Source organism: Planococcus maritimus (genome assembly GCF_001687625.2).
Taxonomy (GTDB): domain Bacteria; phylum Bacillota; class Bacilli; order Bacillales_A; family Planococcaceae; genus Planococcus; species Planococcus maritimus.
In genome coordinates this window covers 2,652,628-2,665,282 of the sequence record NZ_CP016538.2, presented here as the reverse complement: position 1 = coordinate 2,665,282, position 12,655 = coordinate 2,652,628, and the positions used below count along the sequence as shown (strand labels likewise).

Sequence of the window (12,655 nt, the reverse complement as noted above, 5' to 3'; positions counted from 1 at the left end):
TAAGGATGTAGGTATATGAAACAGCAAGCACATATTTTTGATATACATGTCATGAGGGCAGTAGGCTGTTTGATGGTCGTGCTCGTTCATGTCTCCGCATTATATTATGTTCAGCATGGCGATTGGCAGGATGTTATTTTATTCCTCAACCAGGCAAGCCGTTTCGGGACACCGATTTTCGCCATTGTCAGCGGACTGTTATTGTTCTTGCAAGTGAGGAATAAGGGATTTTTCTTTCAGCGCTTTTTCTCGTCGCGCCTGCAGAAAATCGTCATTCCGTTCTTGTTCTGGACCGCGTTTTACTTGTTTTATTTATGGATCGTCTTTGGGGCCAACCCGTTGGACTCGGGAATCAAACGATTTTTGTTTGAGGTAGCGTTCGGAGAAACGTATTCCCACCTTTATTTCATCTCTATCGTTTTGCAGTTCTATTTGATTTTCCCTTTGCTGCAATTGATCAGAAGCAAAGCGGCTTGGATGATTGCCTTGGTGGTATCTGCTGCCATTCACGTTTATGCAATGAAATACATGGATCCTTCGCAATTTGACGGACTGCTTGCCAGAATCGTCGAGCAGCGAGCCTTTTTGCCGAAGTGGATTTTCTTCTTCATCTTTGGCGGATTTCTCGCCTACAACTGGGAAACGGCGAAGCAATGGGCGTATAAATGGAGAGTCGGTTTGTTTGTTGGGGTGCTGCTAATCCTTTACTTTGCGGCAGTTGAATACGAATGGGGACGTTACATAGGATCCAACCGCGTATCCAACATCATCAATTTGCCGATCCTCATTTTGTTTATCATGGCGATTGCCGAGAAGGTCGGGCGAAATCCACTGCTCCATACAGTCGCTTCGAAGCTAGGCGCGATGTCTATGGGAATCTATTTGATCCACCCATTTGTCATCAATATGCTGCAGCGCAATATGCCTGAGGGTGTATGGCGGCTATCCCTGTTTCCATTATGGTACGTAGTGGTCATGGCCATTACGATTGGCATCATTTTGCTGGTACAGAAACTGCCATTTGGCCGCGTTATCTTGACCGTTCCTTCTGTCAAAACGGTCAAGCCCGCTGCAAAGAACGAGAACAAAGAGTTAAAGGAAGCGTAAATGACATAAAAAAAGTTGCCGGCACACGCAGGCAACTTTTTTATGTTGTTTCGCTGAATCTGGTACTTCTTCGATGATTGCGCCGCCAACTATCAGTGAAGACGAAAAAAACGCCGCTTCCTGATGAAAGGAGGCGGCGTTTATCAGAAATTTATACTTCGAGGAATTTCACGGTTTTTTCTTTGTCGAGAATCGTGCCGACGTAGAATGAACCAAATTCGCCGTAGCGAGCGGAAACTTCATCGAAACGCATTTCATAGACGAGTTTCTTGAACTGGAGAACGTCTTCCGCGAAAAGCGTGACGCCCCATTCGTAATCATCGAATCCGACAGAGCCGGAAATGATTTGTTTGACCTTACCAGCATAGCTGCGACCGATCTTGCCGTGAGACAGCATCAAATCTTTGCGCTCTTGCATCGGCAACATGTACCAGTTGTCGTTGCCTTCGCGACGCTTGTCCATTGGATAGAAGCAGATGTACTGGGAGCGTTGCAGCTCAGGGTACAGACGCGAACGGACATGCGGGTTTTGGTAAGGGTCTTCATCGCTGTCGCCTGACAGGTAGTTCGACAATTCCACAACGGATACGTAAGAATACGTCGGTACTGTATAAGCGATCAAAGTCAATTTATTGTATTCGGTTTCGAGCTCGCGCAATTCATCCATCGTTTCGCGCAAGAGCATAAGCATAAGATCTGCTTTTTGCCCGATGATGGAATAAAGGGCGTGGGCACCGGTTTTATTGTCATCAGCTTGGTTAACTTTTTCCATGAAATTGTTGAACTCGTCGATTGCGAATTGGCGCTCTTCGTCGTCGAGCATTTTCCACGCGACCCAGTCCATCGAACGGAAATCGTGGAGCACGTACCAGCCGTCTAATGTGATTGCTGCTTCATTCATCAGTAGAACACTCCTTTTATATAAATCTCTTTCCCAGTTTATCACACGCGCAAGCGAAGTTCCTATTCGAATGCGGCCTGTCACGAATTTGCCATGGGCGCAGCGCCTTTTCAGCCCGCATTGAAAAGGGTAAACTGAGAAGAGTGAATCAAAAAGAGGAGAATGACAGCATGGCTTTATTTATGGAAGATAAAAAATGGCGCTTTTGGGACCAGTCCTTGAGCGCGCGCAACCGTTCTGCGCTCGAATCGTTCGCAGCCGACGACACGCTTTGTGAACTGGTTGGTTCCCAGAAAAGTCCGGCGACTGTCAGAACCTGGGTGCACGATGACACGGTCGTACTTGGCATCCAAGACCATCGCTTGCCCCATATCGATAAAGCGATGGCAGTACTAGAAGACAACGGCTATCAGGGAATCGTCCGGAATTCCGGCGGCCTTGCCGTGGTGCTCGATTCCGGCGTCTTGAATATTTCCGTCGTTCTATCGGAAAAAGAAGGTGCCATCGATATTCCGCAAGGCTACGATATCATGGTCGAACTGGTGGAGGCTTTGTTTCCGGAAGCGACAATCGATGCCTACGAAATCGTCGGTTCCTACTGCCCGGGCAGCTACGATTTAAGCATCGGCGGCAAGAAATTTGCCGGCATTTCCCAGCGGCGCATTCGCCGCGGTATAGCGGTGCAAGTGTATTTGTGCATCGAAGGAAGCGGCGCGGAACGGGCGGAAGTGATTCGCGAATTTTACGAAGCGGGCAGAGGGGGCGAAGAAACAAAATTCAGTTACCCCGAAATCCAGCCGGAAGTAATGGCCTCGCTTAGCGAATTGCTTGGCCGTGACATCACGGTGCCTGAAGTGGTAGTCGATTTAAATGCACTTCTCGGCTCGCCGAACCCAATGCCGCTTCAAGAAGAGGAATTTGAATTGTATTCGTTTTATTTAAAACGGGTACTTGACCGCAATGAAAAAATGCTCGAATGGACGCTTGAATGAGCGCATGATTCGTGTAAAATAACCAGTACGATTCGAGGAGGAGCGCCCGTGAGCTACGCCACACAGAAATTAGCTGAAGAAAAAGTGTTCAAAGATCCGGTTCACCGGTATATCCACGTACGCGACCAAGTGATTTGGGACCTCGTCAATTCAAAAGAGTTCCAACGCTTGCGCCGTATCAAACAACTCGGGACATCCTACCTCGTTTTTCACGGCGCAGAGCATAGCCGGTTTAACCATTCGCTTGGCGTCTATGAAATCGTCCGGCGCATTTCGGACGATGTGTTTCACGGCCGCCCGGAATGGGATGAAGGCGAGCGTTTGACGGTGTTGTGTGCCGCACTTCTTCACGACCTCGGGCATGGCCCGTTTTCACATTCATTTGAAAAAGTATTTGATGTGGATCATGAAGAATTCACGCGTGCCATCTTGACCGGTGATACGGAAGTGAACAGCATCTTGCAAAAAGTTGCGCCTGATTTTCCTGCAGATGTTGCAGAAGTCATTGCCAAAACCTATTCCAATAAACAAGTCGTCTCGCTCATTTCCAGCCAGATCGACGCTGACCGGATGGATTATTTGCAGCGCGATGCCTATTATACGGGTGTTTCCTATGGTCATTTTGATATGGAGCGCATCCTGCGGGTCATGCGGCCATTAGATGACCAAGTCGTCATCAAGTCGAGCGGCATGCACGCGGTCGAAGACTATATCATGAGCCGCTACCAGATGTACTGGCAAGTGTATTTCCATCCAGTTGCAAGAAGTGCAGAAGTCATTTTGCGGAAAATCTTGCAACGGGCAAAGGAATTGAGCGAAAACGGCTATGAATTCCAGCAGCCGCCGACCCATTTCCTGGCCTTTTTCGACCGCAGCTTTACGCTAGCCGATTATTTGGCGCTCGATGAAGGGGTCTTGATGACTTATTTCCAGCTTTGGATCAATGAGCGCGACCCGATCCTCGCCGATTTGTGCGAGCGTTTCGTCAACCGCCGCCTGTTCCAATACGTCGATTTCGATCCCGGCACGGACTATAAGAAACTCGGGGAACTATCAGCGTTGTTCAAAAAAGCGGGCATCGATCCTGAATATTATTTAATCGATGACTCCACTTCCGATTTGCCTTATGATTTCTATCGCCCGGGGGAAGAGGAAGAACGCCTGCCGATCCAATTATTGATGCCAAACGGCGACATTAAAGAACTATCCAGGTTATCCCAGATTGTAGACGCCATATCTGGCAAACGCCGAACCGATTATAAATTATATTTTCCAGCGGAATTGCTTATCGATGGCAAGAAAAAAGCCATTAAGCAGCAAATCCTGGAGATGCTCAGAGAAGGAGGGGTTTAGTTGCTCCAAGAACATGCAAGAATCGTTGATTTTATCGCGACGGCCGAAGGAGTAACCGGCCGAAAGAAACTGCAGAAAATGGTCTATATTATGAAAAAGCTCAATGTCCCGTTCAGAGAGAAATATGAATTTCATATCTACGGGCCCTATTCGGAAGAATTGACGGCGCGCATTGAGGAATTATGCGATATGGGCTTTATTTCAGAAGCATTGGAAGACAAAGGTTCCTATGTTCAATATAAATACGCGGTCACGGAAGAAGGCATGGAATTCCGACAAGCCGTTGCGGCATCGATCCCGAAAAACCCTGAAGCCGCCGCTTTGCTCAATGCCAAAAGCGCACGCTTTCTTGAACTGGCTTCGACTCTTCTGTATTTTGACCATCTCGAGCGTGAAGAACAGATCGCCAAATTGCATAGTGTAAAAGGCAAACTGAACTTCACCGAAACTGAAATCGAAGAAGCCTACCGCTTTCTCGATGAACTGGCACAATTAAAGCTTGCGTAACTTGTGTCCTCTTTGATTAAGCGTATTTCGAGAGGGATGGTGCTTGTTCAAAAGGCTCCCCTTTGATTGTAGCCTCTTGTTGTGAACCGCAGCCGCGCTTGGGGTTGAGCTCCCGCAATAAGCCAGGAAAACCACCTGTCTCATTGCTTCGCTTCACCCGTATTCGCGCGGCTGCTATACCGGTTCATTGAATAAAAAATGAGCAGATGCGACAGGGTTAAAACTGACATCAGCTGGCTATTACGTGATTTAACTTTTGAGAAGACTGACAGACCTGCATACTTGTGACCGGGCTAGGCTTAACCTGGCCAACATGCTGAGCCAAGACAGAAACTATTTCCATATCTTCAGTTGAGAAATCGTCGAAATGTCTGTTCCGCTGTCAACCTAGAGACTGAGCGGAAGGTGCAGTGTGATGAGCCCATTCATTTGCGCATAAAAAAACTCCCCGAGGGGAGTTTTTGTCTACTCTTCGCTTAATAGCTTGCCGTTGACCGCGTATTCGCTTTTCTTTAAGTCTTCGAGGAAGACGACAACTTTTTCGGTTGGTGCACCAGTCGTTTCAGAAACAGCGGCTGTCACTTTTTCAACGAGTGCGCGTTTTTGTTCATCTGTGCGGCCTTCAAGCATTTTTACAGTTACGTATGGCATAATGGATGCAGCTCCTTTTCATTGAATGTTAGGCTAATCATATACAGAATGGAGGAATTGTACAAATGGCAAATGAAGAAAAGCCCAAAAAGAAATTGGGATTCACCATTATAAAAGACGATCCGACAGACGGGCATAAAGGCTACGGCATCGGTTCCTTGTCGCTCGAGAACGTTTCACCGCTCATCATCGACGTCGAAGAACAAGATGCGGTACTTGATATTGGCGCGATGCACGCAAGAAGCCAGACGGAACGTGGCATTAAATTCACGACCAACCGCGAAGATTCTGAGGGCGGAAAAAATTATTGGCTCGTCTGGATTACCATTGACTTTAATCCAGCAGGACCATATTACGCTGGTGTTACGTCTTGTGAAATGGTGGTCAACCGGGAAAAGCGCCGTGGCTATAAAATTTTGGCGGACCACGTTAATTTGATGGATAAGTCAATGAAACGCAAAATCATTGTTGACCATATGGATGCGCCATCGAAAAAAGTACTCGCTGATTATTTGAAAACCCATAACCCAGAAATGTGGGAGCGCAGCGAAGAACAATTGCATAGTGATTTGTCACAATAAAGTTAGATTCTTGAACAGAATGTGAAACCTGAAATTCGGTCCTTCAGGCAGTTGAAGTTGAGCCGAAAAAAAAGTAAACTGAGAGTACAGCTTTTCAACTAGAAAGCTAGGACACCTGATAGCGGGCAAGTGCTGTGAGCCATTGCGACAAACCCAAGCCCAATGCCTCATGTCACTTTCTCCGCGCCCATCAGGCCAAAAAGGTTTTCTGTGCAGGGAATGGATTCCCTTTGCAGAAAGCCTTTTTGTATGCAATGAAGGCACAGTGGCCAAAAGCGTTTGAAACTCATTCCATTGCATAGTCCACGCCTGTTCGGGTAAAGAATAGTGGCGGAAAAGAGTATTGCACTTTTGCGGAAAACACTTATACTTTGTAAAGTGATTTCAATCTGATAAATAAAGGAGTTTGATTATACATGGCAGGATTCTGGTATACCGAAAAACAAACCGAAAACTTTGGCATTACAATGAAAATCAATAAAACGCTTCATACAGAACAAACCGATTTCCAATATTTGGAGATGGCTGAAACAGCGGAATGGGGCAATATGTTGTTTTTGGACGGCATGGTCATGACTTCTGAAAAAGACGAATTCGTCTACCACGAAATGGTTGCGCACGTGCCACTATTCACTCACCCGAACCCAGAAAACGTATTGGTCGTTGGCGGCGGAGATGGCGGTGTCATCCGTGAAATTCTGAAACACCCATCTGTGAAAAAAGCGACGCTCGTCGATATTGACGGAAAAGTCATCGAATACTCGAAAAAATTCTTGCCATCGATTGCATCCGGCTTAGAAGATGCACGCGTAGAAGTGATCGTCGGTGACGGTTTCATGCACATCGCGGAGTCGGAAAACGAATTCGACGTCATTATGGTCGACTCAACAGAACCGGTCGGACCGGCCGTAAACTTGTTCTCAAAAGGCTTTTATGCAGGTATTTCGAAAGCCTTGAAAGAAGATGGCATTTTTGTCGCGCAATCGGACAACCCGTGGTTCACGCCGGATTTGATCAAACAAGTCCAAAGTGACGTGAAGGAGATTTTCCCGATTACGAAACTTTATCTTGCGAACATCCCAACATACCCAAGCGGCTTGTGGTCGTTTACAATCGGCTCGAAAAAATACAACCCGCTGGAAGTTCCGGCTGAACGTTTCCACGACATCGACACCAAATATTACACGCCGGAATTACACAACGCAGCATTCGTGTTGCCGAAATTTGTGAAAGATTTGACGGGTGAATAAGATGCGTTTTGACGAAACTTATTCAGGAAAAGTATTCATCAAAAGCCATCCGAATTATGAAGAATCAAAAGCAGTTCTTTACGGCATGCCGATGGACTGGACCGTCAGCTACCGTCCAGGCTCACGTTTTGGCCCGAACAAAATCCGTGAAGTCTCCATCGGACTGGAAGAGTACAGTCCGTATTTAGATCGTGAATTAGAAGATGTGAAATTCTTCGACGCTGGAGATATTCCATTGCCATTCGGCAATCCGGAAAAATCATTGCTCGAGATCGAAACGTATGTCCATACTTTATTGAAAGACAATAAAATTCCGATGGGCATGGGCGGAGAGCATCTTGTCTCGTTACCGGTCATGAAAGCGGTCGCCAGCAAATACGACGACCTGGCCATCATTCATTTCGATGCGCATACCGACCTGCGTGAAAACTACGAAGGCGAAGAATATTCGCATTCGACGCCGATCCGCAAAATCGCTGATCATATCGGCCCGAAAAACGTTTATTCGTTTGGTATCCGTTCCGGCATGAAAGAAGAATTCGAATGGGCGAAAGAACAAGGCATGCATTTGTATAAATTCGAAGTGCTCGAGCCCTTGAAGCAAGTGCTTCCGACACTTGAAGGACGTCCGGTTTATATCACCATCGATATGGACGTGCTCGACCCGGCACACGCGCCAGGAACCGGCACAGTCGATGCAGGTGGCATCACATCGCGTGAACTGCTCGCATCGATCCATGCAATCGCAGCATCCGGCGTAAACGTCGTCGGCTTCGATTTGGTCGAACTAGCACCAGTCTACGACCATTCCGATCAAACCGCCAACACCGCAAGCAAACTCATCAGAGAAATGATACTTGGGTGGGTTAAATAAGAAATGCTGAAGCGGCTGTCCTGCCTCGACAGGCGTAAGACGGATGGCCGAAGCGGCGCTTTTCAGCCGCACAGGGCAGTCGGCTTACGACCCGAGAGGCAAGCCGCTGAAGCTAGACAGAAGAAAAGCGGAAGCGCCCACGTGGAAGCTAAGCTAAGTGCGCGACGTCCTGTCGCAACGCTTAGCTGACCCACATCCTGTGGGCCCTCGACGGGCATAAGACAATCTGGCGAAGCGGCGCTCTTTGCCGCACAGCCAGAATGGCTTATGACCCGAGGAGCTAGGCGCTGCAACTGGACAAGAAGAAAAGCGAAAGCGGCTTTATGGAGGCTAAGCTAAGTGCGCGATGTCCTGTCGCAACGCTTAGCTGACTCACATCCTGTGAGCCCTCGACAGGCGTAAGACGATCTGGAGAAGCGGCGCTTTTTGCCATATAGCTAAACATGAAAACGAAACAGCCGGCCTGGCATCCAACAGGTCGGCTGTTTCTTTTTTTTATAGATTGTGAAGAGGAAGAGGTCTTTTTCCCGAGATAGATGTTTACGCAATCGCTTTTAGAGAAATGGGTAAGAAAAGAAATAAAAGGGGGATGCTGTGCGATGCATGATTTTAATGAAGTCTTCATACAAATATTGATTCTCCTGGCGATTGCCATTGCGGTGGTCGGGGTGGCGAAAAAAGTCGGGCAACCTGATACGATCGCACTTGTGTTGGTCGGCTTGTTCCTGGGCGTTGTCAATTTGCCGTTTCCTCTGATTGACCAGGCTGAAGCATTCATCACCCAGTCAGAAGTGTTTCAAGTCATTATCATTTCCTTGTTTCTGCCGATTTTACTTGGGGATGCAACGCTGAAATTGCCCTTTCATCATTTGTATCAGCAGAAAAACACAGTCATTGGAATGGCGCTTGGCGGGACGTTTCTGTCATTTTTGCTGATTGGATTTGCAGCACATTATCTACTGGGCCTCCCTATTGCCGTAGCCTTTACCTTTGCGGCCTTGATGAGTGCGACAGACCCAATCAGCGTCCTGTCGATCTTTAAATCTGCAGGGGTTTCACAAAAGCTGTCGACTATCATGGAAGGGGAATCTTTGTTCAATGACGGCATCGCCATCGTCCTTTTCCAAATTTCCTCTATTTATCTGCTGACGTATATAGAAATGGGATGGGCCGGTGTAGGGAGCGGCGTGTGGATGTTTTTAAGATTTGCAGTAGGCGGGGTATTGGTCGGATTAGTGCTTGGCTTCATCTTTTCTCAAGTTATCCGATTTTACGACGATTACCCGTTTGAAATCGCTGTCTCTGCACTTTTGTTCTTCGGCAGTTATTTTATCGCAGAGCATCTCCACGTATCCGGTGTAATTGCGGTAGTTGCGGGAGGCTTCGTGTTTGGTGATTATGGCGGAAAAATCGGCATGTCGAAAACGACTGAACGAAATATCAATTCCTTCTGGGACGTCATCACGCTGATTGCCAATTCACTTATCTTCCTCATTGTGGGCCTCGAAATTCGCAATATCGATTTCATGGGTCAATGGGGCATCATTGCCTTAGCGATTGTCATTGTCATCGTCGCGAGAATTATTGCGCTGTTCATCAGTACGATGCCGGCGAAAAGTTTGAATAGGAAAGAACGAATTTTATTAAACTGGGGCGGACTAAAGGGCAGTTTATCGATTGCTTTAGCTCTCAGCCTTCCGTCTAGCTTCGAAGGAAGAGAAACCATCTTGCTGTTAACGTTTTCCGTCGTGCTGTTTTCCTTAATCGTCCAAGGGCTAACGATCAAACCGCTGATCGGCAAATTAGGACTAAAAGAGAAAGTTTCAGAAGAAAATACTCACTAAGCAAACTGGCTTGAGAAATCAAGCCAGTTTTTAGGTTGTTGAGAAAGTTAAGAAGCCGCATTTTCCGAAGCTTATCGCACGACTCCGTGGGCTCGCGCCCAAGCCTCCTCAGCCGCTTCGCGTCCTGCGGGGTCTCGGTCGTCTCGCTTTACCACTGGAGTCGAGCGTACGCTTCTCCAAATACTTAGAGAGTTTGTTGATTTTTCATTGTGAAATAGTCTCCCACTCTTTTCATTAATTGAGGATAATAGACTTCTTCAACACTCTGTAAACTGGCTTGAGAAATCAAGCCAGTTTTTTTATGGAAGTAAAAAGGAGTGACTTCTTTTGTGTATGCTGATGAAATGTTTGCTGCTCTTATGGAATTCTGCAAGACACCTGACACTTGATCCTATTGCTTCTTTTGCATAATGTCGAAATTGAAACTTAATTGAAAACAACCGTCAATTCGGGCTATAATGGAACGGTTATCAACAAACGGAGAGGCGGATGCATATGAAAAAATCAGTGAATATCAAATTGACGACGATCATCCGCCAGCCGGATGCCGAAGATCAAGTGATGGAACTGCGTTCAGAAGGTGTCTTGACCGAGAAAAACGGGCGCCGCTATTTGCAATACGATGAGCGGCAAGACGATCTTGATATCCGGACAACGGTCAAACTCGGCGAAACCGACGCGGTCGTGATGCGCAGCGGAGGCTTGCAAATGCGCTTGCCATTCCTGCTGAATAAAGAGCAGACCGGCAATTTGCGCCATGGCGAGGAATCGTTCATGCTGACGACAAAAGCGCATGAACTCATCATGACAGCAGATCGTTTCAAAGTAAGATACGATCTAGCGCTCGGCAACGATTTTGCTGGCGAATACGAAATGGAAATACAGTTTACGGAGGGAACCAAATGAACGCAGTAGAACAAGTACAGCAAAACATTAAACAGGCGATTGCCGAAGCGGTCCAAAAAGCGGGTCTTACAGAAGAACCGATTCAGGTCCAATTGGAATCACCGAGAGATAAAGCGAACGGCGATTACGCGACGAACGTGGCAATGCAATTGACACGCCTTGCGAAAAAGCCGCCGCGTGCGATTGCAGAAGCGATCGTGGAAAACTTGGATACACAATCAGCGAATATCGAAAAAGTCGAAATCGCTGGCCCTGGCTTCATTAACATCGTTATCCAAAAAGATTACTTGAACGATGTCATTAAAACGGTACTCGAGCAAGGCGCAGAATACGGCCGCTCGAATGCCGGCAACAGCCAACGCATCCAAGTCGAGTTTGTTTCAGCAAACCCGACAGGCGACCTGCACCTAGGCCATGCCCGCGGTTCTTCTGTCGGCGACTCGATGTGCAATATCTTGGACCTTGCTGGCTATGATGTGTCCCGTGAGTATTACATCAACGATGCCGGAAACCAAATCAATAATTTGGCTTTGTCGATTGAAGGACGTTATTTCGAAGCCTTGGGCAAAGGCGAAAGCATGCCAGAAGATGGCTACCGCGGACAGGACATCATCGATATCGCAGCAGCGCTCGTAGAAGAGCACGGCGATAAATTCCTGCAGATGACAGAGCAAGAACGCTATAAAGCATTCCGTGAGCACGGCTTAAAAGTAGAGCTTGCGAAATTGCAGAAAGACTTGGCAGATTTCCGCGTTCACTTCGATGTGTGGTATTCGGAAACGTCCCTATACGAAAATGGCAAGATCGATGCGGCACTGAAAAAACTGCACGACAATGGCCATATTTATGAAGAAGACGGCGCGACTTGGTTCCGTTCGACAACATTCGGTGACGACAAAGACCGTGTGCTCATCAAAAACGATGGCACGTATACGTATTTGACGCCGGATGTCGCTTACCACGAAGACAAGATTCAGCGCGGCTTCGATAAGCTCATCAATATTTGGGGAGCTGACCACCATGGGTATATCCCGCGTATGAAAGCAGCCATCGAAGCACTCGGATATGACCGCGATACGCTTGAAGTGAGCGTCATTCAAATGGTGCAATTGTATAAAGACGGCGAAAAGATGAAGATGAGCAAACGGACCGGTAAAGCCGTCACTATGCGTGAATTGGTCGAGTTGGTCGGCCTGGATGCGGTTCGTTATTTCTTCGCGATGCGCTCTGGCGATTCGCATATGGATTTCGACTTGGATTTGGCCGTTTCCCAGTCTAATGAAAATCCGGTTTATTATTCACAATACGCACATGCTCGTATCTGCTCAATTCTGCGCCAGGCAGCGGAACAGAACTTTACCGCTTCCACTGAGCACTTGGAGTTATTGACGGATGAAAAAGAAATCGAAGTCTTGAAGAAAATCGGCGATTTCCCGCAAGTTATAGCAGATGCTGCAAAACTTCGCGCGCCTCACCGCGTGACAACGTACATCCATGAATTGGCATCAAATTTCCACAGCTTCTATAACGCCAATAAAGTACTGGATGCCAGCAACGAAGACATGACGCGTGCGCGCTTAGCCTTGATCGAAGGGGTCAAAACAACGCTTGCGAACGCCTTGAAGACAGTCGGCGTCCAAGCACCTGAAAAAATGTAGAAGACAACTAAAGCTTTCGGTGTATAATGGA

The 12,655-nt window shown here is 47.3% G+C and carries 12 protein-coding genes; 10 read left to right on the top strand and 2 right to left on the bottom strand.

Annotated elements, in window-relative coordinates; translation table 11 throughout:
• Positions 1-15: 15 nt before the first annotated feature.
• Positions 16-1,107, top strand: coding sequence for an acyltransferase (locus tag BBI11_RS13225; RefSeq protein WP_068464300.1), 1,092 nt, complete (start codon positions 16-18; stop codon positions 1,105-1,107).
• 151 nt (positions 1,108-1,258) lie between these two features.
• Here the strand turns inward: BBI11_RS13225 and hemQ are convergent, their stop codons facing one another.
• A complete protein-coding gene (gene hemQ / locus BBI11_RS13220) occupies positions 1,259-2,008 on the bottom strand; it encodes a hydrogen peroxide-dependent heme synthase (protein WP_068464297.1) in 750 nt (249 codons plus the stop codon).
• 170 nt (positions 2,009-2,178) lie between these two features.
• On the opposite strand from hemQ, the gene lipL reads away from it, so the two are divergent.
• Genes lipL through BBI11_RS13205 form a run of 3 tightly spaced genes read left to right on the top strand, consistent with a single transcriptional unit; the run spans position 2,179 to position 4,860 of the window.
• On the top strand, positions 2,179-3,000 hold the full coding sequence (gene lipL, locus BBI11_RS13215; RefSeq protein WP_068464294.1) for an octanoyl-[GcvH]:protein N-octanoyltransferase: 822 nt from the start codon (positions 2,179-2,181) through the stop codon (positions 2,998-3,000).
• 48 nt (positions 3,001-3,048) lie between these two features.
• Complete coding sequence (locus tag BBI11_RS13210) at positions 3,049-4,353, top strand: HD domain-containing protein (protein ID WP_068464291.1); 1,305 nt, start codon at positions 3,049-3,051, stop codon at positions 4,351-4,353.
• Positions 4,354-4,860 (top strand): YwgA family protein, encoded by a 507-nt coding sequence (locus tag BBI11_RS13205; protein ID WP_068464288.1) that lies wholly within the window; start codon positions 4,354-4,356, stop codon positions 4,858-4,860. It begins immediately after the preceding gene.
• 465 nt (positions 4,861-5,325) lie between these two features.
• Here the strand turns inward: BBI11_RS13205 and BBI11_RS13200 are convergent, their stop codons facing one another.
• Positions 5,326-5,511, bottom strand: coding sequence for a 2-hydroxymuconate tautomerase (locus tag BBI11_RS13200; RefSeq protein ID WP_068464286.1), 186 nt, complete (start codon positions 5,509-5,511; stop codon positions 5,326-5,328).
• 65 nt (positions 5,512-5,576) lie between these two features.
• Between BBI11_RS13200 and BBI11_RS13195 the strand changes: the two genes are divergently transcribed.
• The 6 genes from BBI11_RS13195 to argS all read left to right on the top strand — a co-directional run bounded on the left by BBI11_RS13195 (position 5,577) and on the right by argS (position 12,624).
• Positions 5,577-6,092, top strand: coding sequence for a YwhD family protein (locus BBI11_RS13195; protein WP_068464283.1), 516 nt, complete (start codon positions 5,577-5,579; stop codon positions 6,090-6,092).
• A 416-nt stretch (positions 6,093-6,508) separates the two neighbouring features.
• On the top strand, positions 6,509-7,342 hold the full coding sequence (gene speE / locus BBI11_RS13185; RefSeq protein WP_068464277.1) for a spermidine synthase: 834 nt from the start codon (positions 6,509-6,511) through the stop codon (positions 7,340-7,342).
• Between the two features lies 1 nt (position 7,343).
• Positions 7,344-8,216, top strand: a complete 873-nt coding sequence (gene speB / locus BBI11_RS13180; RefSeq protein WP_068464274.1) for an agmatinase — start codon at positions 7,344-7,346, stop codon at positions 8,214-8,216.
• A gap of 599 nt (positions 8,217-8,815) precedes the next feature.
• Positions 8,816-10,060: a cation:proton antiporter gene (locus BBI11_RS13175; protein WP_068464271.1), complete on the top strand. Its 1,245-nt coding sequence runs from the start codon at positions 8,816-8,818 to the stop codon at positions 10,058-10,060.
• 495 nt (positions 10,061-10,555) lie between these two features.
• On the top strand, positions 10,556-10,966 hold the full coding sequence (locus tag BBI11_RS13170) for a YwiB family protein (protein ID WP_068464267.1): 411 nt from the start codon (positions 10,556-10,558) through the stop codon (positions 10,964-10,966).
• Positions 10,963-12,624: an arginine--tRNA ligase gene (argS, locus tag BBI11_RS13165; RefSeq protein ID WP_068464264.1), complete on the top strand. Its 1,662-nt coding sequence runs from the start codon at positions 10,963-10,965 to the stop codon at positions 12,622-12,624. The genes BBI11_RS13170 and argS overlap by 4 nt, the downstream gene beginning before the upstream one ends.
• Positions 12,625-12,655: the final 31 nt, after the last annotated feature.